Genomic DNA, 24,804 nt, shown 5'->3' on the forward strand with positions numbered 1-24,804 from the left:
CGTTAAAAAGACCGATAAACAAAAGGCCCGTTCAGGGCCTTTTTTAACTTTGTTCAGACAGGATTCACAACCCAATTACAAAATGGATAACCAGCTAAACCCTTCATCCTGATTGGCTACCTTGATCCAATCTCGCCCTCGGGCACAGACTTGAACCAGCTCGTCCAATGCCAGATCCACTTGATTGTTCTGTTCACTGACATGTGACACTACCAAGTGCTGTAAGCGATCCTGATCCACTTGCTTTAAAAACTGAGCTGCTTGCTGATTATTTAAGTGACCATAATTTCCCGCCACCCGTTGTTTCAGTGAAGGAGGATATGGCCCGTATCGCAACATAGTCAGATCATGATTGCACTCTAACAACAAAGCATCGCACTGTTTGTAATGGTTCACCACATAGGGCGTATAACTACCCAGATCCGTCAGAACACCTAATCGTTTATTCTGGTACTTTACAACAAACTGAACGGGCTCTTGAGCATCGTGAGGCACAATCACAGGCTGAATGCTCAGTGCTCCCACCTTGAATGGCTCATGACTGCAAATAAGCGCTAACTGTTGATGCGTTTCCAGCGACTTTGCTCTGGCCGTTCCGTATGTCATATACACAGGAATTTTATATCGACGAGCAAAGGGCGCAGCGCCTTTAATGTGATCCCCATGTTCATGAGTCACTAACACCGCCGTCACTTGAGAAGGTTCAACGCCCAGTGACGCCAACCGAATCTCCGTTTCTTTAACGGTGAAGCCACAGTCGATCATGATGATAGTATCTTCGGCCTTCACCAAAGTGGCGTTGCCTTTACTACCACTACCGAGAGACGCAAACTCAATGAGACTCATATAAACACAAAAGGGTTATGACAATTCAGGGTTAAGAACAGAAGGTAAGACAAGGCGAGCACTGTAGATCAGTGCTCGCAGCATAATTAGAACAAGCGATCCTGAACGAACTCAAGCACTTTCAACGCCTGAGATGCATCCAATACATTCCCTTCCTTATCCAGTACAACTACCTGGACACGGTACTCATCAAGGGTCACCACATTCAATAGCAACTCCTGATCGCTCTCGGAAATTTCATCCGCACCAAACAGTCGAGCAAAGAATCCTGGTTCGTCTTCTTTCGCTCTAGGATTATAAGTAACGAAGATCTGACCTTCTGAACGGTTACGATCCGTCACTTTCAGCACCAAATCATCCGCTGAATTCACCACAGAAGCCCATGCACGATCGAAACGTGCGTCTAGTTGGAGGATAGGATAATCATCTTCGTTACGCACTAGCGCCACTCGGGAATCACCCACAATGCCTTCAGCCAAGAAAGAGGTTGATTGACCGGTCACGGTTTGTTTTGCCAAAAAGGTAATTAACTCATCAATAACCGCTGCAGATAACGCAAGGTTTTCTGACTGCTTTGGCCAAGCCTCATTCGGCTCGTAGGCACTCGGAGCAGAATTACTTTCATAAAGCCCGACAGAGCGCTGAACCAAATGGACTTCCGTTAAGCCACGACGAATGCCCTGCTCTACCGACACATGGTATTTGTCGAGCAAATCATCCCCAAGGAAGACACGTCCTTTGACTCTCGCCATCAAGGATTGGCGCTCGTCATTTCGTTTGATCCAGCGAGTTTCCAACACACCGTCTTTTGGTTGTTCATAGACCACAGCAATGCGATGCAGATCCCAGAACTGACGCACTAACGGCCATACCTGGTTAGGCGGCTGAGCTACAACAATCCAACGTTGATCATCGAGCTTACGCAGTTGTACGCCATCTTTATCATCCGTTAATGACAAAGGTTCAGGACGAGGCACTTCTGCAATCAATTCCCCTGGAGCCAGTTTTTGTTGATCTGGAATAGGATAAAGATCGATAAACTCAGAGGCTTGACCATTTAATCCAACGGTTGGACTCGTCTCTTGAACGTTCTTGTACTCTTCATCCAAATCAGAAAAAAGTGAACAAGACGATAAAGAAAATGCAGCGACGACCATGATCGCAGCTGCATTTACTTTCTTGAGCTGATTAACAACAGACACTCAAATTTCCTTAATTATTTAACCGCACCTACAGTTTTTAGCGCGTCATGCACCTGTGCACGGTACTTTGAATCCAGAACGGTTAATGGCAAACGAATACCTTGGCCCATCAGCCCCATGTCGGCCAATGCCCATTTCACCGGAATCGGGTTGCTTTCCAGGAACATCGCGTTGTGAACAACCATAAGTTCATCATTCAGTGCTTTTGCCTCTTCGGCTTTACCAGCCAAAGCCAACTGACACAAACGTGACATTTGCGCTGGCAATACGTTCGCCGTCACAGAGATATTGCCGTGACCACCTAACAAAATAAGCTCAAAGGCAGTGGCATCATCACCAGAATAAACCGCAAAACCTTCCGGCACAGCATCAATGACTTGCTTGGCTCGCTCCAAATCACCCGTGGCTTCTTTGATACCCACAACGTTTTTTAGTTCAGCAATGCGAGCAACGGTTTCCGGCAACATATCACACGCGGTACGACCCGGAACATTGTAAAGAATCTGAGGAATTTCCACGGCATCCGAGATCGCTTTATGATGCTGATACAAACCTTCCTGGGTTGGTTTGTTGTAATACGGTGTTACCAACAAACAGGCATCGGCACCCGATTGATGAGCCGTTTCAGTCAACTCAATCGCTTCCGCTGTGCTGTTCGCACCAGTACCGGCAATCACAGGAATACGACCTGCAACACGGTTCACCACATGTTTGATTACCAAGCAGTGCTCTTTCACATCAAGAGTCGCAGACTCTCCTGTGGTACCAACCGCTACGATGGAATCAGTTCCATTATCGATGTGAAAATCGATCAAGCGATCCAGAGCTCCCCAATCAACTTTGCCGTTATCAAGCATAGGGGTAACAAGTGCAACAATACTGCCGGTAATCATTAGGCCTCTCCGATGGAATTCCAAGCCGGTCATTTTAGAGCCCTGAACAAGAGGACACAAGGGAAACAAGAGGGATTCTCAAAGCTCTGCAGGATTTTTTTACAGATGAGTTTAATAACCGCTGGCCATCGCCTATTATTTGTCTCATCCAAAACTAAAATCATGGAAAGATAACCCGTTCTCAGGAATATCGGTTACCTTCAACCACAGTGGGAAGTATATGGCACAGAATAACTTAGTAATCACCGCACTTGGCTCAGACCGTTCTGGTATCGTTAAAGACCTTTCAACCCTCATTGCCAACCACGGGGCTAACATTCAAGACAGCCGAATGACCGTATTAGGCGGTGAATTTGCAATCATCATGATGGTCTCCGGATCTGACGACAGTATTCAGGAATTAGAGAATAAACTGCCAAGCGAAGCAGATGCACTTCAGCTCACTACCATCATAAAACGTACGACAGGCCGCGAAACCTGCCACGACACGATTGCTTACGTGACAGAAATCATTGCCATCGATAATCCGGGTATTGTTTCCGATATCACCGGCTTCTTTTCTACCCGTAACATCAACATTGATGACTTATCCACAGGCACCTATGCAGCGCCTCATACCGGGACTCAGATGTTCAATCTGGCAATGCGAGTGAATATCCCGAGCTCTCAAAGCATCGCGCAACTTAAAGACGAATTTATTCAGTTCTGTGACGACCGCAATCTGGATGCCATCATCGAGCCATTGCGTTAATACACCGATCGTCTAGACCAGCACTTTTTCTCCGGGAAGTCCTTACAAGGATTTCCTGGTGAATTCATCCAACTTCCTGTTTTATTCGTATAAAATCTCACATCGAAATTTATCTCTACCAAAGGAATTCTATTATGACAGAGCTTGCTGTGGGCCAGCCCGTTCCAGATTTTACTGCTGAAGCAACCAACGACACGAAAGTTACCCTGTCAGCGTTGAAGGGAAAAAATGTAGTAATCTACTTTTACCCAAAAGACAGTACGCCTGGCTGCACCACAGAAGGTCAGAACTTCCGTGATTTATACAACGAGTTTCAATCGCACAACACTGAGATTTATGGCGTATCCAAAGACTCAATGAAACGTCATGACAACTTTAAGGCCAAACAAGAGTTTCCATTCGAACTTATTTCAGACCCTGAAGAAGCACTGTGTAACCACTTTGATGTGATCAAGTTGAAAAAACTGTATGGCAAAGAGTACATGGGCATCGAACGCAGTACGTTTCTAATTGATTCCGAAGGTGTTCTGAGGAACGAGTGGCGTAAAGTGAAAGTAAAAGGCCACGTTGAAGAAGTGCTTGAAGCAGTCAAAGCACTGTAAGTCTTCATACAAGAAAAAAGGGAGCCTGTGGCTCCCTTCCCTTTGTTTGTTCTTTACTCCGCACCATCCGCCAACTCATGATGACTAGCCACCTTTGGCCACGCCGTCATGATCGCCTTGATCAAGGTTGCTAAAGGAATCGCAAAGAAAATTCCCCAGAAGCCCCACAAGCCACCAAAGAACAACACAGCGACAATAATCACTACGGGGTGAAGGTTAACGGCTTCAGAGAACAACAGCGGCACCAGGATATTACCATCCAATGCCTGGATTACCAGATACACAATCATCAGGGTCACAAACTCTGAGCCCGTACCCCACTGGATTAACCCTACCGCAGCCACAGGCACAGTAACAACCGTTGCCCCCACATAGGGAATCAGAACCGATAAACCCACAAGCAAGGCCAACAAGACTGAATATTGAAGCCCCAGAATGGCAAAACCAATGTAAGTCGCCACGCCCACAATCACAATTTCAATGACTTTGCCGCGAATGTAATTCGCAATCTGCTCGTTCATCTCTTCACCCACCGAATCAAGCATCCGGCGTTTCTTCGGTAAGATGGATTGCAAACTGGCTAAGAAATAATCCTTATCTTTTAAGAAAAAGAACACCATCAATGGCACAACCACAAAATAAATCAGAATGGTAATAACACCTGGAATACTGGACACACTGAGTGACACTAAAAACTGACCAAGCTGGCCTATTTCACCTTTTGCCAAAGCAAACCATTCGTCCAACTGATCTGTACTTAATTGACCTGGGTACTTTTGGGTTAAACCAATCAGGTACGACTGGAATTCAGTACTGTACCTTGGGACTTCCGTAAAAAAGGAAGTGAGCTGAGACCAAACCAAAGGCAATAAAACCAGTAAGAGCGCTAAAGACACCCCCATGAAAAACACTACCGCTATCGAGACAGCAAGCACATGCGGCGCCCCTCTGGCTGTCAACAGATTCACCAATCCCTGAAGCATATAAGCAATAATAACGGCAGCAATCACGGGTGTTAAAATGCTGCCAAACAACCAAAGACAGGTAGCCGTGAAGAAGAGCAACAACAAAAATACAACAGGTTCTTCCTCTGAAAAGTACTGTTCAGCCCAACGTTTTAAAATATTAATCATTCACGATGCCCTTCTTTATCCAATAGCAGTACTGATCTTTGTCCTGCTCCGCGCACAACAGTTCATTCACTGAGTTATTAACAAACACCTGAATGTCTCTCCAAGACCCAGCATCGGTTGCAATCACTTTCAGCACCTGACCTGATGCCAGCTTATTCAGCGATTGTTTTGTTTTAAGTAATGGAAGCGGGCAATTTAAGCCACTGGCATCAAGTAGTTCGTCGTAATTTTCAGGAACTGAAGGATCACTCATCTTGTCTTTACTATCATTTAAAGAAATAAAATGCGCTGTTCTAACTCACTCTCACCTTTGCAGGTGCATCCTAGCGCTGCCGATATACATAAACGTGCAGTTGGTATAGTCTAAGTAAAAAACATCGGGTACTGCTAGCACCAATGATCAAAACCTATCGCTTCTCTGCAATTTTATGTGTTTTCCTGATTGCTTTTCAGTCAGTTGTCTATGCCTCAAACCAACTCCCCAGCCTAGGCGATTCTACGTCAGGTTTCATTTCACTGGAACAAGAACATAAATTGGGTCGAGGGTGGTTAAGAGCACTAAGAAATCAGACACCGACTCTTGAAGACCCACTGATCAACGATTATCTTGAGTACACCATCTACCGTTTAGTAGAGAACAGCCAGCTCACAGATCGACGTTTGGAAACCATCGTTGTGGATAACAACACCCTCAACGCATTTGCCGTTCCTGGTGGCGTTATCGGGGTGAATACCGGCCTGTTCCTCTATTCCAACAGTGAAGGCGAATTCTCATCAGTACTGAGCCACGAATTAGCCCACATCAGCCAACGACACTTTGCCCGCCGTGTTCAGGAGGCAGAACAACGCAGACCATTAACCATGGTTGGCTTGCTGGCATCCGTCCTGTTAGCAGTAACAACGGGGGGCACTGCGGCCATTGCAGCCGGTTCCACCACCTATGCAGCCAGCGCTCAGGCTGAACTCGCTTTCAGCCGGGATATGGAGCAGGAGGCAGACCGTATAGGAATGGACACCCTGTACAAGTCAGGCTACAGCCCTCACGATATGACGAACATGTTCAAAAGCATGAACGAGGCCAAGCGTTTTTGGGGAACAAATCCTCCTGAGTACTTACTGACTCACCCACTGACCGAGTCCCGGATCTCTGACAGTGCAAACCGAGCCTCCCAGTACACACTCAAACAAAGCCGCACGAACTTCGAATTCCAACTGATGAAACGCAGAGCGGAAATTCACACCATTTCTTCTTCCAAAGAGTGCATCAATAAATATCAGGATCAAGCTGTTAACGCCGCGAGTATCCAACAAAAAAGCGCCTTCTATGCGCTAGCTATTTGCCAAATGGAAGATAAACAATATGACACGGCATTAAAGACACTCGGCAGCATCCAGAAGCTCCATCCAATGAGTATTACGCTTAATGTTCTAAAAGCCGAGATTCTTTCAAAACAGGAAAAACTGGACGAGTCAGAAGCCGTTCTTAAGAAACTGCTGGCCGACAACCCTGATAACTATGTGATCACCATGTATTTGGCAAACACCTACGGTAAGAATGGAAAAGCCCGTCAGGCGGCCTTCTTGCTACAAGACATCAGCTACCGCCGACCAAACGATCCTCATGTCTGGACACGTTTGGCAGAGGCACACCGCATCAACAACAATCAAATCGGCTATTACAAAGCAGCAGCCGAGTACTATCAATTGAATGGCGATTTTACCAACGCCCAACGACAACTGATGCGTGCAGTTAAACTGGCCGAATTTGATTTCCATGAGAAATCCATCATCGAAGAACGCATCAAGTACATCGAGTCCTTGAAGACGGAATTCAATCAGTAATTAAGTTGAACAAGCTGACACAAAAAAGCCTCCATTTCGGAGGCTTCTTTCTATACGTTATTTCGGTGCGTTGAAATCCAACATTCTTTGTAACGGCTTCATCGCCTTCTGACGAACCTCTTCGTCCACAAAGATTTCTTCACCGCCTTCCTTGAGCACCTTCTCGATACGCTCCAAGGAATTCATCGCCATCCACGGACAATTTGCACAGCTACGGCATGTAGCACCCTCACCGGCCGTTGGCGCAGCAATCAGCTCCTTGTCTGGCGCAGCCTGCTGCATTTTGTAAAAAATGCCCCGATCCGTTGCCACAATACATTGTTTGTTAGGTAACTCGGTCGCCGCTTTAATCAACTGAGAGGTCGAACCAACTACATCCGCCAGTTCAACCACCGCCTGAGGGGACTCAGGGTGAACCAATACGGCCGCATCAGGATACACTTTTTTCAGATCGGCAAGCGCTTTGCCTTTGAACTCATCGTGAACGATGCATTCACCGTCCCACAAAATCATATCCGCACCCGACATACGCTGAACATAACTGCCCAAATGTTTATCCGGTGCCCAGATTACTTTCTCTCCGTTCGCGGCCAGATGCTCAGCGACATCCAAGGCAATGCTGGAAGTAACCACCCAATCAGCTCTGGCCTTAACCGCTGCTGAGGTGTTTGCATAGACAACCACGGTACGATCAGGATGTTGATCACAAAATTCTGAGAACTCTTTTTCTGGACATCCCAGATCCAAAGAACAGGTAGCATCGAGAGTTGGCATGTAAACCGTTTTTTCCGGGCTAAGAATCTTGGCAGTCTCACCCATAAACTTCACACCAGCCACCAACAGGGTGTCTGCCGGATGGTTTTTACCAAAACGAGCCATTTCTAATGAATCAGCTACGCATCCACCGGTTTCTTCAGCCAGCGCCTGAACGTGCTCATCACAATAGTAATGGGCAACCAAGACTGCATTACGCTCTTTTAATAGCACTTTAATACGATCTTTGTAGGCTGCAATCTCTTCTTCAGAAAGGACCTTTGGCGCCGATTCAAAGTGCTGCTGAACAAACAGTCGATCCAAATCAATTTCAATGCGTGGTTGACTCATAAAGCTCTATCTACTTTCAGAATTCTTGGATGTTTATGGCTCGGATTTTAGCATGTTTTGATGCTTGTACGAAGTACAGGAAAGCCCAGAGGGCAAATTTCAGGCAAGAAAAAAGGGAGCAAAGCTCCCTTGAATAATGGTGGGTCGTACAGGATTCGAACCTGTGACCAATTGGTTAAAAGCCAACTGCTCTACCAGCTGAGCTAACGACCCATTATCTGGTTTCAATACTAAAAGCTGACGCTGTCAACTTCTTTTAAATTCGTGGTGGGTCGTACAGGATTCGAACCTGTGACCAATTGGTTAAAAGCCAACTGCTCTACCAGCTGAGCTAACGACCCGAAGTGGCTGCGTATATTAACGTCAAAATTTTCAAATGCAAGACTTTTTTAAAAAAATACTTAGTAACTTTAAAAAAAAATAACACCCAGCCAAATATCGCGATTTAATCGTTCAACTTTTCACCAAAACTACTGATATCGAGTCGGATCGGTCAAACCAGCCTGTTCGAAACCTGCTGCTCTCAATCGACACGCATCACACTTACCACAGGCACGACCCTCGTCATCCGCCTGGTAACAAGACACCGTTAGTCCGTAATCCACACCAAGTTTTGTCCCGGCTTTCACGATATCGGCTTTAGAGAGCTTCATTAATGGCGTGTTGATATGAATTTTCTGACCTTCGACACCCATCTTGGTCGCCAAATTCGCTGTGCGCTCAAACGCTTCAATAAATTCAGGGCGACAATCAGGATAGCCAGAGTAGTCAACCGCATTGACTCCAATACAAATATCCTGAGCCTCAATCACTTCCGCCCAACCAAGAGCAATTGCCAAAAACACTGTATTTCTGGCTGGCACATAAGTTACCGGGATACCATCCGTTTCATGCTCAGGTACATCAATGGATGCATCGGTTAACGCTGAACCACCAATATCATCCAGATTCAAGGTCACAACCTTATGCTCTTTAACCCCCATCTGAGCCGCCACACGCTGCGCAGCCTGAAGCTCTGATGTATGTCGCTGACCATAGTTAAAACTCAATGCATAGCACTCAAAGCCCTGCTCCTTGGCCATAGCCAAGACAGTGGCAGAGTCCAAACCACCCGATACCAAAACGATGGCTTTCTTTGTCATTACAACCTCTATTTAACTCACACTCTTATTTCAATTAATTACCGATCAGAAACCACTGCCTCACAGACACTTAACGCCCTGGCTCATCGTTCCATAATAGTTTATGGAGCTGTAACTGCATCCGAACCTGAATCCCGTCCTCTACGATCCAGTCGGCCAACTCTGTCGCGGATATCTGATGAAAACTTGGTGAAAACAAAACATCATCAACTCTTTCAAGTAAAGAGTATTGATCGACTTTCATTTTCGACCAGTCGTAATCCTGACGACTACAAATTACGAATTTCACTTGATCCTTTGGCGTCAACGCAGCGATGTTGTCGTATAAGTTACGATGACATTCTTCTGAATCCGGTGTTTTCAGATCTAGAATTTTACTCACCCGAACGTCAACCTCTGAAACGTCCATAGCACCACTGGTTTCGAGTGACACCTCATAACCAAGATCACATAAACGTGCTAATAACGGAATACAGTTAGGTTGCGCTAGCGGCTCTCCACCCGACACAGTAATGTGTTTGGTTGGATAGGATGAAATTGTCTCTACTATCTCGTCCAGAGACATCCACTCACCACCACTAAAGGCATATTCAGTATCACAATACTGACAACGTAGAGGACACCCCGTCAGGCGCACAAACACCGTCGGCAACCCCACTGTACGAGTTTCACCTTGCAATGAATAGAAGATCTCGGTTATTCGTAATTTAGGAGACTCTGAATGAACAGCGTCAGAAGGAGCAGCTTGAGACATAGATTAATATTTCACCAACAAAAACTGAGGCGCGATATTAACCGAAGCGGAAAAGATATGAAACCGGCGAACACCAAGCTTTTATCATATTACTAGGTATTCACCGACTTATCCGACCAAAACGCATGGTAAAACGCAGTGAGTCAGATTTTATTTTGGAGCAGCAAGAGAGGCTTTAGCCTTAACAGCTTCCGCAGAATTTGGATACACATCCAACAAACGTTTCAACAACTGATCTGCCTCCGCTTTCAAACCCTGACTGGATTTCATCGACGCTAAAGAATACAAGCTGGAAGCTGCCTTTATGCTTTTTGGATATTCTTCCAAAACCCGATTATAGAAGCCTTCCGCCTTTTCAACTTCCCCGCTTCTTTTGTAGATCTGGGCTAACCAATAATAAACATTAGGTTTCAAAGGCGTATCGGGATAATCTTTTAATAAGCGCACAAACTCCAATGCAGCTTTCGTATCACGCCCACCTTCATCAAGAATCGCTTTCGCTTTTTGATATCGGCTCTGATCCGTTTCTGAAGACGTTGAGCCCTCAGCAACAACTGACTCTGTTGGATCAGGAGCAACTTCATCTTCCACAGGAGTAACTACAGCCTTAGGTGCCGTTTCCAAAGCCACCAGTTTTTCAGCCATCTTCTGTAAACGACGATCCAGATCCGCATAAAGAGCCTTACTCTTTTCTTTCAGCTCACGGATTTGACGCTCTTGAGTCTCAACTTTCGCCCTTAAGGTCTGAAGCTCTTGAACCAACAGTTTACGGTCATCCGCCAACGGATTAGCTGGCTCAACCGAGTCAGTAATAATCCCAAATTCTTCAACATCACCACCACTGTCATCCGCTGCGGTAATCGAATCATTCGACACTTGGGAATAACCTGAAGAAGAAACTGGTGCAGCTGTCTGTTCAGGAGCAGGAGTCGCTTCCGCCAGCTGTTGCTGTGTTTCCATTACCGGAGGAACAACTCGCTGTGCTCGCTCAGAAGGCGCTACGTAACTTGGTGATGACTCAGTAACCTGAACCGACCAAACTGGCGTTGCCAGACCCGCCAAAACCAACACACTAAAAAGGGGCTTCGCAACGCGAGCCCCTAAAAGACCGTTATAGAATCTTTTTTTCATAAATAAAACCGAAGTCGTAAAGAGACAAGGGTTTGAATAACTAAGTTACTAAGCAAATGCTTAGTAACTCAATTCAACACGACGGTTTTTAGCATGATTAGAGAAATCCGCTGGTTTCTCTTCACCGTAGCTAATTACTTCGATTTGAGAAGCAGCTACACCTTCAGCCATCAGGATTTGAGCAACAGCTTTACCACGACGCTCACCCAACGCTAAGTTATATTCACGAGTACCACGCTCATCAGCATGACCAGCCAAGTGTACTTTAGCTGATGAGTTCAGCTTCAAATACGCAGAATGCGCTTTAAGTGCGTTCAACGCTTCACCTTTTACTTCTGACTTATCGAAGTCGAAGTAGAAAACGGTCAATGCAGCCATTGCAGCATCCTTAGCTGCGTTCGCTTCTGACATTGAATTTTCAGCCATAGAATTAGCAGTTTGACCTGACACAGTCTGACCACTCACACCAGAAGCTTCACCAGTACCTGAAGTGGTTGTGGTAGAACCAGTGCTTTCAGTTTGAGTTGCAGTAGTCGTTGTACCTGCAGTTGAAGAAGAAGTCTCTTCTTGAGTTGGGTTAGAACCACATGCAGTCAATACCGCAGCAGATAAAGATACTAGTGCAAATTTCTTGAATGGCGTTAAGTCCATAATCTTTCCCATGATCCAGTTAGGTTATCAGTTTCAATTTTAAATACTTTTCAAGTTCAAACTGCAGGCTATTTCTGTATAAATCTACCGCCGTAAATAAGGTGACCACGCAGGTTCCCGCACATCACCTTTGCTTGATGGTAAGCGCATACTTACTTCACCATCTATCGATACTACAGACAATACGCCTTGATCTCTATATTTAGTAGCATAGATCACCATTCCACCATTGGGTGCAACACTTGGCGATTCATCGAGATCACTTTCAGTTAAAACTTTGATTCGTCCCGTTTGCAAGTCTTGCCTTGCAATATGGAAAATTCCCTCACTGCGATGCACCATAACCAAATAACGACCATCCCGTGTCATCTGTGCTCTCGCGTTATAATCCCCTGTGTATGTTAAGCGCTCAACCTTATCCGTTGCAAGGTCAAGCCTGTAAATCTGTGGGTTTCCAATACGATTAGAAGTAAAAATAATGCCTTTTCCATCCGGTGTCCAACTTGGCTCTGTATCAATTGCGTAATGACGCGTTTTACGAGACAGCTTTTTGGTATTTAGATCCAGAACATAAATTTCCGGATTTCCATCTCTGGACAACACAAATGCCAGCTTTTGGTCATCAGGCGACCAGCTTGGTGCACCATTTAATCCCTCAAATGAAGAAACACGAACTCGCTTACCAGTTTCCTTGTACTGAATGTAAATCGCCGGACGCCCCAGCTTCTGACCTTTGCGGCGCTCAAATGAAACATAAGCCAGCTTTTTCCCATCATTTGACCAGCTTGGTGAAATGATAGGTTCATCTGACCTAAGCACATAACGTGCCCGACCACCATCCGCATCAGCAATATTTAACTGATAGACAGGATCAGTTTTAACGTTTTCAACCGTTACATAAGCGATCTCGGTAGAAAACGCGCCAGGCTTGCCCGTTATCTTTTCATAAACCTTGTCACTGATGTAATGAGCTATGTCACGAAGTTGCTCTTCTTTTCCTGGAACCACTTCTGCTAATACGCTTTGCCCCAGAAAGATATCGAACAGCTCAAAACGAACCTGATACTGGGATTTAGTAGCATCAAAACCGATTTGCCCAATCAGCACGAAGTCCTGATTGGTACGCTCCCAATCAGAGAAAATGAAGTTTTCTGATTTATTCGGAAGACTGAGCATCTGACCGACCGGTAACAAGTCAAAATAGCCACTGCGATACAGGTCGCTAGAGACAATCCCGGAAACATCCTCGGGCAAGGCATTTTTACCCTGCCAAGAAAACGGTACGACCGCCACAGGGATAGCACTTTCAACGCCTTTGGTGATTAAAATACTAATTCTAGGTCCATCTTCGCCTTCAAAAGCACGAACAAATGATCCCCAAAAAACCAACAACACTATTAGTATTAATCTAACTTTCATAAATTTCACTTACTTTGCGGTACAAAATTGAATACATACCCTTTGTTCAATTTATTAAAATTATCAGTAGTCAAATCTCGAATTTCAGGGATATTCCCCATACTCCACGCAGCTTTCTCGACACTTCGATCCAAAGCTACATTGCCAGAAGATTTAACTACTTTAACATCCCTCAAATCACCATCAGGCAGAAAAAACAACCATACCCAAATCACCTGTTCTGATTCTGAACCAGGGGGGATAGTCCAATTAGAGATTACAGATTGTTTAATAATCGCCACAACCTGATCAAGAGGTTTGTTATTACTCTTTTGATTCACTTCCGATTGTTTTTTTGAGGCCTTTTCTTTCTCTAACTCAGCTAACTCTTTTTCCAAAGCTTCTAATTCTTTAAGCTCTTTCTCTTCCTGCTCTTTACGCTTACGCTCTTCTTCCTGCTTGGCTAACTCAGCTTCTTGTTTAGCCAGCTCTTCTTTAGCTAACCGCTCGGCTTCTTGCTTAGCTTTTATCTGTTCTGCTTTTTTCTTTTCTTCCGCTAAACGCTTTTGTTCAGCTTCTTGTTTCTTGCGGGCTTCTTCTTTTTTCTTCAACGCCAACGCTTCTTGTTTTTTCTTCTCTTCCGCAGCCTTCCGTTTGGCTTCTTCTTTTCGTTTTTGTTCCGCTAACTTACGTTTTTTTTCTGCTTCTTTTTGCTTTTGATCAGCAACTCGTTTCTTCTCTGCCGCGACACGCTTACGCTCTTGCTCTGCCTTACGTTTACGTTCAGCTTCCCACTTTTTACGTTTTTCAGCGATATCTTTCTGCTTTTGCTGCTTAAAAGGATCGTCAGTAACCAACGATGCAACAACATGTGGTAGCTCGACTTTTTTAGTCTGCTCTTGCTCGAAGCCCCAATCCACCAATAAAAACAGTGCAAACGCAAAATGCACTGCCAATGAAATCAGTAAAGGTTGTTTGAAGCTCTTTAACTCATCCATGCCGTAACTTAACTCTCAGCCGGTTCAGTAATTAAACCAACATTTTCAATTCCGGCTTGCTGTAGCTGAGCCATTAAAGTAACAACTTTGCCATAAGCGACCTGCTGATCGCCTCGAATTAACACGGCTACTTGCGGAGTTTGAGAACGAGCCGCCTTGATGCGAATGATGAGTTTATCCAGCTCAATGGCTTTTTTCTGTTCTGCACTGATGGATAGGTAGAAGTCTCCGGCTCTATCAATTGAAATAACCAGAGGATCAGCCTGCTTGGTTTCATCAATCAACTCAGAATCGACCTTAGGTAGTTCAACGCTGACACCTTGGGTCAATAGTGGGGCCGTTGCCATGAAAATAACCAAAAGCACCAACATCACATCAATGTAAGGCACCACATTAATTTCAGACATAGGGCGATGCTTTTTATTGCTGCCCCGAATAGGTTGAGTCGCTGCCATTGTTTCTTTCCTTTCGATGGATAGCGCAACAGAAGTGATTGCGCTACACCGTTAACTCGTCGTTAGCCTTGAACCGCATGCACTTTACGGTGAAGAATGGCAGAAAATTCATCAGCAAAGGTTTCATAACTGCTAACGATGTCATCTGCCACCGCTGAGAATCGGTTATAACCAATAACCGCAGGGATCGCAGCAAACAATCCAATGGCCGTTGCAATCAGAGCTTCAGAAATACCAGGTGCAACAACTGCCAGAGTGGCTTGTTTCATGGTTGCTAAACCACGGAAGGAGTTCATGATCCCCCACACTGTACCGAACAAGCCGATATATGGACTGGTCGATCCAACGGTCGCAAGGAAAGGTAAGGTTTCTTCAAGCTTTTCAGCTTCCTTAGAACAGGCAACACGCATGGCACGCTGAGTTCCTTCCATGATCGCATCAGGATCAACACCCGGCTGTTGGCGTAATCGGCTGAATTCTTTAAACCCGGCTCGGAAAATATTCTGCATACCACTGTCTGGATCAGGATTCGTTGAAACTTCACGATACAGTTGAGCCAAATCCATTCCCGACCAAAAACGCTCTTCAAAATCACTGGCAGAACGCTTTGCTGCTGAAAGAGTACGGGTTCTTTGAACGATGATGGCCCATGAAACAACTGAAGCCATTACCAGAATCAGCATAACCAATTGAACAAGAAGTGATGCCTCACTCACCAGATGCCAAACTGATAGTTGATCTTGCATGTTTATATCCTTTGCGACAATAGAATGATGGCTGTCTTTACTAGTGATTTTTAAAGTGAAGTCTTAGGTCTTTGGGTTAAGAACCTAGATTCATTGATTAGTTCATTGATAGGAACAACAATATACACGAATCGCGCAAAACTTCATCCAAAGCCACGTCAAAATGAATGAAAATTTCATCAAAGGTTAACAGTCGAAAGGGGGAAGGATATCCCCTGAGCCCTATTTAGGCTCAGGAAGATCAAGTCCAAAATGAAGGTACGCGCTTTGGGTAACGACTCGCCCGCGCGGGGTTCGCATGATGAATCCTTGCTGGATTAAATAGGGTTCCAACACATCTTCAATGGTGTCACGTTCTTCACTGATCGCTGCAGCCAAACTGTCAACTCCAACCGGGCCGCCATCAAATTTCTCAATCATAGCAAGTAATAAACGACGATCCATATGGTCTAAGCCGTGCTGATCCACATGCAACATATTCAGTGCCTGATCCGCCGCATCCTGATTCACAATGCCGCCGCATTTCACTTCTGCATAGTCTCTAACTCTTCGAAGTAAACGGTTAGCAATACGAGGGGTGCCTCGGGAACGTCTAGCCACTACCTCTGCACCACCAGGATCCATTGTCATGCCTAATTTCTCGGCGGAGCGTTGTACGATATGAGTCAAATCAGGTACGGAATAAAACTCCAATCGCTGAACAATACCAAAGCGGTCCCTTAGCGGAGAGGTCAACAACCCCGCTCGTGTGGTGGCGCCCACCAGAGTAAAAGGAGGTAAATCCAGCTTGATTGAACGAGCCGCCGGCCCTTCACCAATCATGATGTCCAGCTGGTAATCTTCCATCGCCGGATAGAGAACTTCTTCAATGGCCGGACTTAACCGATGAATTTCATCGATAAACAGCACATCGTGAGGTTCAAGGTTGGTTAGCATCGCCGCCAAATCCCCCGCTTTCTCAAGCACAGGGCCGGAAGTAGTTTTTATATCCACTCCCATTTCGTTGGCAATAATATTCGCTAAGGTAGTTTTACCCAGACCAGGAGGCCCAAATATCAAGGTGTGATCTAAGGCTTCCTGACGTTTTCTTGCCGCCTCAATAAAGATCGACATTTGATCCCGAACCTCAGGCTGGCCTACATAGTCAGCTAACTGTTTGGGGCGTAACGCTCTATCTTGATGATTTTCTGTTTGCGTTACAGGCTGCGCTGAAATTAAACGATCCGGTTCTAACATCTATCTTACCTAATGGGTTTGCTGTCCCTATATTTCTAGAGAACGATTTCTAAAAAACAATCTCTAAAAAATACGAACAAGCGGATTATCGCTTCGACAAGCTCTTCAAGGCCAATCGAATTAACTCCTCACTGCTGCTCGCCTGACCTTTCACAGCATTGATCATCTTGGTCGCTTCAGTGGGTTTATAGCCTAATGCAATCAGAGCACTTTCTGCTTCTACATCAGCATTGGCATTTATCTCAGGTGCATTTCCTGCCGCAGCTTCCAAAGGCAAAGCCATTGTTACTCCCGCCCAGTCCTTCAGTCGATCTTTCATTTCAATGATCAAACGCTCGGCTGTTTTCTTGCCAATACCTGGCAGTTTCACTAATGCGGAGCTATCCTCTGCATGAATACAGCCAACAAACTGATCAGCATCCAGCGTGGATAAGATCCCCAGCGCCATTTTCGGCCCCACACCATTCACTTTGATCAGCTCTTTGAAAAGAGTGCGATCCTGTTTCGAAATAAAACCGTAAAGCAAATGTGCATCTTCCCGGACAGTCAAATGCGTATGTAATACCACGCCTGTCCCAATCTCTCCAAGTTGGTAGATCGTTGTCATAGGCGCTTCAATTTCATAACCCACGCCATTCACATCCACCAACAGTTGCGGTGGGTTCTTTTCTTCCAGTATTCCCTTTATTCGTCCAATCACGCGATACGACCAATTATCTTCTGTTAAAAATTTTAAAACCTAAATGGTTCTGACTCGACCTCTGCGAACCGCATTCGCGCCACCCATCCGAACCATACTTAGTTTGGAATTAGCATGGCAAAGGGCAATGGCCAGAGCATCCGCTGCGTCTGCCTGAGGCACTCCCGGCAACTTCAATAAGGTCGTCACCATATGCTGAACCTGAACTTTATCCGCACTGCCTTTGCCTACCACGGATTGCTTTACTCGTCTGGCAGCATATTCATAGACCTCAAGGTCCTGTGATGTCGCAGCCACAATTGCAGCGCCTCGGGCCTGCCCAAGCTTTAGAGCAGAATCAGCGTTCTTAGCCATGAACACCTGCTCAATGGCCATTTCTTGCGGAATGTAGGTATCTATCACCTGATTCACCGCATCAAAGATGTACTTCAACTTCTCAGATAAGGATTCACCCTTTACACGAATACAGCCACTGGCAACGTATTCATGCTTCGCTCCCAACGTATTAATAACGCCATAACCAGTAATTCGGGAACCTGGGTCTATCCCAAGAATAATCGCCATTTAAAACCTATTAGAGTAATTCATAAGATTCAGCCGGAATGTTCGCGTTTGAATAGACATCCTGAACATCATCCAAATCTTCAAGCCGATCAATCAATCGAAGCACTTTAGCCCCCTCTTCGACAGAGAGATCTGCCTTGGTACTCGGCAGCTGAGTAATTTCACTCGACAGCACTTCAGTGCCTATCTCAGCCAGCGCCTCTTTGACTGCCAGATAATCGTTCGGTGCGGTAATGACTTCTACCGTACCATCTTCATGACCCACCACATCTTCAGCGCCAGCATCCAAGGCCAGCTCCATGATCTGGTCTTCATCAGCGCCTTCACCAAACACGATATGACCTACTTTATTAAAGAGGTAAGCAACGGAACCATCTGTTCCCAGATTTCCACCATGTTTAGTAAACGCATGACGCACGTCGCTCACAGTACGATTTCGGTTGTCCGAAAGCGCCGTCACATAAATAGCTACACCACCAGGCCCATAGCCTTCATACGTTAACTCATCCAAATTAGCGTCATCACCACCGCCAGTACCACGTTGAATGGCTTTTTCTATGGTGTCACGCTTCATGTTGGCACTTAGGGCCTTATCAATGACAGCACGCAAACCCGGGTTATCTTCAGGATTTCCACCACCTTGCTTGGCTGCAACGACTAGCTCACGAATGATTTTGGTGAAAACCTTGCCGCGTTTGGCATCCTGGGCGGCTTTACGATGACGAATATTTGCCCATTTACTGTGTCCTGCCATATTACGACCTCCCTCACCAACTCAAACTAGCTACAAATTACCCAGGTAATGAAACTCTAGCTGCATACTGTATTAAAATACAGTCATCTTTTCTACCGAGAAATAAAAAAAGGCTCCCGAAGGAGCCTTTTTTAAGATAATCAGACAAGAAGAACTTATTCTTCAGTCGCCGACTTTCTCAATTTGATGTTCAACTCACGAAGTTGTTTGCTAGAAACCTCTCCCGGAGCATCTGTCATCATACAGCTAGCGCTCTGAGTTTTAGGGAAAGCAATTACTTCACGAATTGAATCAGAACCGGTCATCAACATCACAAGACGATCCAGACCGAACGCCAAACCACCGTGCGGTGGAGCACCGAACTTCAATGCATCCAACAAGAAGCCAAACTTCTCAGCTTGCTCTTCTTCAGAGATACCCAAAATTTCGAATACTGCTTGTTGCATTGTTTGATCGTGGATACGGATAGAACCACCGCCAAGCTCACAACCATTCAGAACCATGTCATAAGCTTTAGAAAGAGCTGCAGCAGGGTTTGCTTTCAATTCTTCCGGAGTACAAGAAGGTGCAGTGAACGGGTGGTGAATAGCGGTCAAACCACCGTCCGAGGTTTCTTCAAACATCGGGAAGTCAACAACCCAAAGCGGTGCCCATGCACATGTGTAAAGATCCATATCTTCACCCAGCTTACAACGCAATGCACCCAAGGCTTCAGTTACTACCTTCGCTGAGTCCGCACCAAAGAAGATGATGTCACCATTTTCAGCACCAGTACGCTCAAGAACCGCTTTACGTACATCAATTGGTAGGAACTTAACGATTGGCGCCTGTAGACCTTCTTCCAAATCGTCTTTGTTGTTTACCTTGATGTAAGCCAGACCTTTCGCACCGTAGATACCAACGTATTTGGTGTATTCATCAATTTGCTTACGAGTTAGTTCAGCACCTTTTGGCAGGCGAAGAGCCGTTACACGACCTTTTGGATCTTTTGCCGGACCACTGAATACTTTAAATTCAACTTCAGTCATCAAGTCAGCAACGTCTACCAATTCAAGCGGAATACGCATGTCCGGCTTATCACTGCCGTATTTTTCCATCGCTTCTGAATAAGGCATTCTTGGGAACGCACCCAAGTCAACATCCAACGTCTCTTTGAACAAGTTACGAATCATACCTTCAGTGATCGACATGATGTCTTCTTCAGAAACGAATGATGCCTCGATATCAATCTGAGTAAATTCAGGCTGACGATCAGCACGCAAGTCTTCATCACGGAAACATTTTGCGATCTGGTAGTAGCGATCCATACCTGAGACCATCAACAACTGCTTAAACAGCTGAGGTGACTGAGGTAGAGCAAAGAAGTTGTTAGCGTGAGTACGGCTTGGTACCAAATAATCACGCGCACCTTCTGGGGTAGCACGTGTAAGAATCGGCGTTTCAATATCAAGGAAGCCTTCACCATCCAGGTGATTACGAATTGCCGTAGTAATTTTCGAACGAAGGCGTAATTTTGCTAGCATCTCTGGACGACGAAGATCCACATAACGATACTTCAGGCGAATGTCTTCACCGACACTTTGATGCTCGTCCAACTGGAACGGAGGCGTCTCTGCCTTGTTCAATACAATCAGAGAGTGACCAAGTACTTCAATTTCACCCGTTGGCATTTCTTTATTGATGGTCCCTTCAGGACGATCACGTACGATACCAGTCAGTTGAATCACATATTCGTTACGAACGCTGTCCGCTGTTGCAAAGCTTTCTTCACGATCCGGGTCAAATACCACCTGCGTAATACCATCGCGGTCTCTTACGTCCAGGAAGATAACACCACCGTGGTCACGACGACGATGAACCCATCCGCAGAGAGTAATCTCTTGTCCTACATGTTCTTTTCTTAAAGCACCGCAATAATGGCTGCGCATAATTTAATTCCTAACTCAATTCTTTCTTATTTGATGATTTGGTAACTACAGTTCATTCGATTCAGACCAATCCCCTGACCTGAATCGCAGGCAGAAATCGGAAAAAAGAGGCTATTATAGGCAACAAAAAAAAGTCCGGCTAGAGCTAGCCAGACTTTTCGGTTATATACTGGATTTCTGGAGCAAAATTAACGAAAAACCACCAGATTTCCGCGATCAGTTAGTGGGAACAACCAAAACAAAGACTTCTCGGGTCAGCGGGTTTATCCACTTCTCCACAACCTTCGCCCGAACGGTCTTGGTTGACACTTCTTCTGAGCCAACACGTTTTACTTTGGTATTCGCTGTTTCATTGGTTACTGTCTCGGTAGACATCTGAACATATTCAACATCGACGCCCTGACGAGCTGCCAATTGTTGGCGCGCTCTCGAAATAGCAAGCTGCTCCTGGAAATGACGCCCTTTTACATGGGTTACGGACGATCCAACCACCCCATTCCCAGGATTATCAATCCAGTCTGGCATTTGTGGTGGAAGCGGTTGCTGTGCTACAGGCTGACTTTGACATCCCATCAAAAGAGCAATTAAACAGCTCGTAATAAACAGTGTAAGTTTCTTCATGTATTTCCTCGAATCCCTTGCGGGTATTATCTCAATCCAAATATCTAACTTAATTATGATGTCGCCTTTTTAGGCGATCTTTTTAATTGATGTAGAGTTGATATCTACCGACCACCTTTTTGAGGTAATCTCTCGTCTCACGATACGGCAATCTCGTGGCAAGGATGTCATAGACTTCACTTGGTTCCAGCTGATTAATTCGATCATAGGCTTTTTGCATACTTTTCTGATCGATAAAAGCAGCTGCGACGTTTGCGGTACCCGTGTTATAGGCCGCAATCGTACAATACAACCGGCTTTCCGGGTTATAAATCCCTTTTAAATACCGATGATTCAACACATGCAGATAAGCAGCGCCCACCTGAATATTATTGTTCGGATCAAACAAGTACTTGGGTTTTAACATTTTGCTTTTTCCGAAAATCATCCTGGCAGCATCCCGCCCTGCTGTTCTCGGCACAATCTGCATTAAACCATAGGCAGGAATTCTGGAGCGAGCCATAGGATTAAAACTGCTTTCCGTGTGAATAATTGCCATCACGAGCGCAGGCTCCAACTTCCACGCTTTAGCGTACTCGGCAGTAGCCTTCCAATAGCGTTCCGCTTTGTGCATACCAAATTCTTCAGGCAATTTAATAACGACCGTCAAACGTCGGGAAACGGGTAAATAGCTGGTGCTCACACCCTCGCTATCGACCAATTCCTCCGCCACTGCCATAGAGTTGGTACTCTTACTGACCGAAGACGAAGGCAGCATAGCCTCCACCGCAGTATCGGCCTCTACCTCAATAACCAAGCCGGATGCTCTTGACGCCGCTTGCAACACCGGATCACTGTCGATGGCCGTTTGGATGTTGGTCTGAAGCGTTTTGTTCAGCTGCTGGGTCACATCCTGATAAGTGACTTCTTTGGAATCCACATCCATGTATTCAATGACGACCGAATCATTCTGATAATCAACGATGGTACGCTGTTTCAGATCACCCGAATATTGAACCCATTGATACTGATCGGTAAAACGTGTGTCCCCCCACTCCTTCTCAATATCTCCCAGAAAATCCTGATAAGCCGATTCCATTGCTTCCTCAAACGCACGGAACTCAGCCTCAGTGTCTTCTTGATACTGTTCAAACTCTTGAACAACATCGAGATAATCTTCCTGAGGCTGATAGCTTTGCTGTAACTGATAGTCTTCCTGAGCCTGGAGCGCTGGAGCACCCGTTAATAAACCGGACAAAATCAGGCCTGACATCATTCGTCTAGAAACAATCTTGCCAGACTTATTTCGAATTGAAGGATTCACTGCTCTCTCCCCTACTGCTCATACATCCCTTTTAGAAAGAAACCGTCTTAGTTTTCCAACAGATCTTTTAAAAACTGAGTCGGCGTAAACAGTTCTCCTTTCAGCAAGCTCAAGCGAGACAAACGTTCTTTCAAAACCTCATCAGTGTAAGGAACCGCTTCGCCAAATCCCCAAACCGGACCAGGCCACGCGGCATCATCGCGATAACGTACGACATGATGAATATGCAATTGAGGAACAACATTGCCCAAGGTCGCCACGTTCAGTTTATGCCCTGAAAACGCATCCATGATTTTTTGGGATAAAAACGATGTTTCCTGAATATAAGAAACACGATCTTCTTCGGTTAGATGATATAACTCGGTCATTTGCCCCTTTCTAGGGACCAAAATAAACCAAGGGAAACGCTGATCATTCATCAGCAACACCTTACACAATGGAAAATCCCCAATGTGATAGGTATCGGCTTCAAGTCGTTCATGCAATTCGAAATTTACTGGACCGTCCATTTTCGCTCCTTTAAAGCGCTTACTTTTCCAAGTATTTTCCACGTCATTAAGGGATTCGCAAGTATTCAACCTAATTCGTGGACTCTAAAAACAAAAGAGGCGCCGAAGCGCCCCTTGAATAGTTCAACTTAACGCCGCCCTTCTCGCCTCATGGCTGAAGCACTGAAATCCCGTTTATTCAGTTTAGTATTAAATTCAGGGTGTTTATCTTCGTTGGTAATCAACCACTCAGCATAATACCCGCCCTTTTGAAGGTCATAGGTAATATTACCGGCAGTCCACACCAGCGGCACATCATAGAAGTTAATCGCATGAGCTTCACTGAAACGCCAAACCTCACCTTGTGGTTCTGCGTATTCCTCAGAATAAGCCACTTGCCAGGTATCCTCATCGATATAAAAGACGCGTTTCGCGTACTGATGCTGAATACCTTCCCTAAGCACCGCCTCTAAATGCCATACCCGATGAAGCTCATAGCGTGTGTAATCCTGATTCAACGTTTTCTCACCTAACAACGAGTCGGCAGAAACGTTCTCACCCACCATGCGATACGAGTTGTAAGGAATGTATTTTTTGGTTTTTCCGACTACCTTCCACTCATACAAATCCGGTGCACCGTTATACAAATCCACCTGATCTACGGTTTTATAGCCATCGCTGTTAAACAATTCATCCGAGTATTCCAAATCCGGCGTACGACGAACGCGTCGTTGACCTGGTGCGTAATACCATGCTTTACGAGGCGACAAAACCTGATCCAAAGTTTCATGAACTAAGGTAATTTGACCAGCGACAGAAGGCGGGAATAGATTTTTGGTTTTTCGTAAGAAAATTTTGTTCTTGCGATCTGAATGAGAAACCTCTGGATCAAAGTAAACGCCATAAATCTCAATGTCTTTACGCATCACTTTCTTGGCACCCGTTTCAAACACAACCGCATCAGAAACGACCGCTTTTGAGGTCTCACCACGATACCGAAGAATATGATTCCAAATCATTTCTTCACCGGTTTGGGCGTTTGGAAACGGGCTGGTTAAATCAGAATTCCGAACCCCGGTACCTCGTGGCAACAGTTCAGCATTCTTTTCGTTTGAAGCAAGTGCATCATAAACATTTTGAGGATAGGCGGCGGTACGACGAGAAATATAGATGGGAAGCTTATAGTCAGGGTACTTCCGAAACATCGCTTTCTGGCCTTCGGTTAAATACTCTGCATATTCATTCACGTTCTTGTGCGTGATGGTGAATAACGCCGTGTCACTCTTGAAGGGGTCAATATAGTCACCATCAAACCCTTCAGGCGGTGTAGTTAACCCACCTTCCCAGCGAGGAATATCTTTTCCATCGCCTTCTACCGGGCTTCCCATTGGCGTTTCATTAGCCAAAGCCGTTGATGAAAAGAGAACGGATGACATTACCGCCATTCCAGACAAAGCAATCACTTTAAACATCTACTACACCTACCTTAAGACAGCCGACTCGCAAAACCCAGATACCAAACGTCTGAATTCTATCGAGTTTTAGCCGCACTTTTGTTTACT

At 45.4% G+C, this 24,804-nt stretch carries 26 protein-coding genes and 2 tRNA genes; 3 read left to right on the forward strand and 25 right to left on the reverse strand.

Going from position 1 to position 24,804, the window contains the following annotated elements; genetic code table 11:
- Positions 1-75: 75 nt before the first annotated feature.
- From QQL66_RS08665 to dapA, 3 genes are all read right to left on the reverse strand, one after another.
- A complete protein-coding gene (locus QQL66_RS08665; RefSeq protein ID WP_348524839.1) occupies positions 76-846 on the reverse strand; it encodes an MBL fold metallo-hydrolase in 771 nt (256 codons plus the stop codon).
- Positions 847-932: 86 nt separating this feature from the next.
- Positions 933-2,048 carry an NlpB/DapX family lipoprotein gene (bamC, locus tag QQL66_RS08670; protein ID WP_284380751.1) on the reverse strand — a complete coding sequence of 372 codons (1,116 nt, stop codon included), beginning with the start codon at positions 2,046-2,048 and terminating at the stop codon, positions 933-935.
- Positions 2,049-2,062: 14 nt separating this feature from the next.
- Entirely contained in the window at positions 2,063-2,941 is an 879-nt protein-coding gene (gene dapA / locus QQL66_RS08675; protein ID WP_284380752.1) for a 4-hydroxy-tetrahydrodipicolinate synthase, read from the reverse strand.
- Positions 2,942-3,161: 220 nt separating this feature from the next.
- Here dapA and QQL66_RS08680 point away from each other — a divergent pair, with 220 nt between their 5' ends.
- On the forward strand, positions 3,162-3,692 hold the full coding sequence (locus tag QQL66_RS08680; RefSeq protein ID WP_284380754.1) for a glycine cleavage system transcriptional repressor: 531 nt from the start codon (positions 3,162-3,164) through the stop codon (positions 3,690-3,692).
- Between the two features lie 134 nt (positions 3,693-3,826).
- The gene (locus QQL66_RS08685; RefSeq protein WP_284380755.1) at positions 3,827-4,294 is read left to right on the forward strand and encodes a peroxiredoxin; all 468 of its coding nucleotides are present in this window, start codon (positions 3,827-3,829) and stop codon (positions 4,292-4,294) included.
- A 53-nt stretch (positions 4,295-4,347) separates the two neighbouring features.
- Here the strand turns inward: QQL66_RS08685 and QQL66_RS08690 are convergent, their stop codons facing one another.
- Both QQL66_RS08690 and QQL66_RS08695 read right to left on the reverse strand, forming a co-directional pair.
- Positions 4,348-5,427 (reverse strand): AI-2E family transporter, encoded by a 1,080-nt coding sequence (locus QQL66_RS08690; protein ID WP_284380757.1) that lies wholly within the window; start codon positions 5,425-5,427, stop codon positions 4,348-4,350.
- Positions 5,420-5,680 (reverse strand): sulfurtransferase TusA family protein, encoded by a 261-nt coding sequence (locus QQL66_RS08695; RefSeq protein ID WP_284380759.1) that lies wholly within the window; start codon positions 5,678-5,680, stop codon positions 5,420-5,422. The genes QQL66_RS08690 and QQL66_RS08695 overlap by 8 nt, the downstream gene beginning before the upstream one ends.
- A gap of 143 nt (positions 5,681-5,823) precedes the next feature.
- Here QQL66_RS08695 and QQL66_RS08700 point away from each other — a divergent pair, with 143 nt between their 5' ends.
- Complete coding sequence (locus QQL66_RS08700; protein WP_284380761.1) at positions 5,824-7,269, forward strand: M48 family metalloprotease; 1,446 nt, start codon at positions 5,824-5,826, stop codon at positions 7,267-7,269.
- Positions 7,270-7,326: 57 nt separating this feature from the next.
- Here the strand turns inward: QQL66_RS08700 and nadA are convergent, their stop codons facing one another.
- The 20 genes from nadA to QQL66_RS08800 form a co-directional block, all read right to left on the reverse strand.
- On the reverse strand, positions 7,327-8,373 hold the full coding sequence (gene nadA / locus QQL66_RS08705; RefSeq protein ID WP_284380763.1) for a quinolinate synthase NadA: 1,047 nt from the start codon (positions 8,371-8,373) through the stop codon (positions 7,327-7,329).
- Between the two features lie 137 nt (positions 8,374-8,510).
- Positions 8,511-8,586 (reverse strand) — tRNA-Lys (locus tag QQL66_RS08710).
- 52 nt (positions 8,587-8,638) lie between these two features.
- A tRNA-Lys gene (locus QQL66_RS08715) sits at positions 8,639-8,714 on the reverse strand.
- A 129-nt stretch (positions 8,715-8,843) separates the two neighbouring features.
- Positions 8,844-9,515 carry a 7-cyano-7-deazaguanine synthase QueC gene (queC, locus tag QQL66_RS08720; protein ID WP_284380764.1) on the reverse strand — a complete coding sequence of 224 codons (672 nt, stop codon included), beginning with the start codon at positions 9,513-9,515 and terminating at the stop codon, positions 8,844-8,846.
- Between the two features lie 70 nt (positions 9,516-9,585).
- Positions 9,586-10,269 (reverse strand): 7-carboxy-7-deazaguanine synthase QueE, encoded by a 684-nt coding sequence (queE, locus tag QQL66_RS08725; RefSeq protein WP_284380766.1) that lies wholly within the window; start codon positions 10,267-10,269, stop codon positions 9,586-9,588.
- Positions 10,270-10,419: 150 nt separating this feature from the next.
- A complete protein-coding gene (locus tag QQL66_RS08730) occupies positions 10,420-11,400 on the reverse strand; it encodes a tetratricopeptide repeat protein (RefSeq protein ID WP_284380767.1) in 981 nt (326 codons plus the stop codon).
- Positions 11,401-11,460: 60 nt separating this feature from the next.
- A complete protein-coding gene (locus QQL66_RS08735; RefSeq protein ID WP_284380768.1) occupies positions 11,461-12,051 on the reverse strand; it encodes an OmpA family protein in 591 nt (196 codons plus the stop codon).
- Positions 12,052-12,135: 84 nt separating this feature from the next.
- Positions 12,136-13,470: a Tol-Pal system beta propeller repeat protein TolB gene (gene tolB, locus QQL66_RS08740; RefSeq protein WP_284380770.1), complete on the reverse strand. Its 1,335-nt coding sequence runs from the start codon at positions 13,468-13,470 to the stop codon at positions 12,136-12,138.
- A gap of 5 nt (positions 13,471-13,475) precedes the next feature.
- Positions 13,476-14,447, reverse strand: coding sequence for a cell envelope integrity protein TolA (gene tolA, locus QQL66_RS08745; protein WP_284380772.1), 972 nt, complete (start codon positions 14,445-14,447; stop codon positions 13,476-13,478).
- Positions 14,448-14,455: 8 nt separating this feature from the next.
- Complete coding sequence (tolR, locus tag QQL66_RS08750; protein WP_284380773.1) at positions 14,456-14,902, reverse strand: protein TolR; 447 nt, start codon at positions 14,900-14,902, stop codon at positions 14,456-14,458.
- 62 nt (positions 14,903-14,964) lie between these two features.
- Complete coding sequence (gene tolQ / locus QQL66_RS08755; protein WP_284380776.1) at positions 14,965-15,648, reverse strand: protein TolQ; 684 nt, start codon at positions 15,646-15,648, stop codon at positions 14,965-14,967.
- A gap of 222 nt (positions 15,649-15,870) precedes the next feature.
- On the reverse strand, positions 15,871-16,884 hold the full coding sequence (ruvB, locus tag QQL66_RS08760; RefSeq protein WP_284380777.1) for a Holliday junction branch migration DNA helicase RuvB: 1,014 nt from the start codon (positions 16,882-16,884) through the stop codon (positions 15,871-15,873).
- A gap of 85 nt (positions 16,885-16,969) precedes the next feature.
- Complete coding sequence (gene ruvA, locus QQL66_RS08765) at positions 16,970-17,584, reverse strand: Holliday junction branch migration protein RuvA (RefSeq protein WP_284380778.1); 615 nt, start codon at positions 17,582-17,584, stop codon at positions 16,970-16,972.
- 39 nt (positions 17,585-17,623) lie between these two features.
- The gene (gene ruvC, locus QQL66_RS08770; RefSeq protein ID WP_284380780.1) at positions 17,624-18,148 is read right to left on the reverse strand and encodes a crossover junction endodeoxyribonuclease RuvC; all 525 of its coding nucleotides are present in this window, start codon (positions 18,146-18,148) and stop codon (positions 17,624-17,626) included.
- 10 nt (positions 18,149-18,158) lie between these two features.
- On the reverse strand, positions 18,159-18,902 hold the full coding sequence (locus QQL66_RS08775; RefSeq protein ID WP_284380782.1) for a YebC/PmpR family DNA-binding transcriptional regulator: 744 nt from the start codon (positions 18,900-18,902) through the stop codon (positions 18,159-18,161).
- A 155-nt stretch (positions 18,903-19,057) separates the two neighbouring features.
- On the reverse strand, positions 19,058-20,830 hold the full coding sequence (gene aspS / locus QQL66_RS08780; protein WP_284380784.1) for an aspartate--tRNA ligase: 1,773 nt from the start codon (positions 20,828-20,830) through the stop codon (positions 19,058-19,060).
- A 216-nt stretch (positions 20,831-21,046) separates the two neighbouring features.
- Positions 21,047-21,451 carry a hypothetical protein gene (locus QQL66_RS08785; protein WP_284380786.1) on the reverse strand — a complete coding sequence of 135 codons (405 nt, stop codon included), beginning with the start codon at positions 21,449-21,451 and terminating at the stop codon, positions 21,047-21,049.
- Between the two features lie 82 nt (positions 21,452-21,533).
- Positions 21,534-22,754 (reverse strand): transglycosylase SLT domain-containing protein, encoded by a 1,221-nt coding sequence (locus QQL66_RS08790; protein WP_284380787.1) that lies wholly within the window; start codon positions 22,752-22,754, stop codon positions 21,534-21,536.
- 47 nt (positions 22,755-22,801) lie between these two features.
- The gene (locus QQL66_RS08795; protein WP_284380788.1) at positions 22,802-23,263 is read right to left on the reverse strand and encodes an HIT domain-containing protein; all 462 of its coding nucleotides are present in this window, start codon (positions 23,261-23,263) and stop codon (positions 22,802-22,804) included.
- 128 nt (positions 23,264-23,391) lie between these two features.
- Positions 23,392-24,714 (reverse strand): DUF1329 domain-containing protein, encoded by a 1,323-nt coding sequence (locus tag QQL66_RS08800; RefSeq protein ID WP_284380789.1) that lies wholly within the window; start codon positions 24,712-24,714, stop codon positions 23,392-23,394.
- Positions 24,715-24,804: the final 90 nt, after the last annotated feature.

The sequence above is a fragment of the Litoribrevibacter albus genome, from assembly GCF_030159995.1.
Classification (GTDB): domain Bacteria; phylum Pseudomonadota; class Gammaproteobacteria; order Pseudomonadales; family Litoribrevibacteraceae; genus Litoribrevibacter; species Litoribrevibacter albus.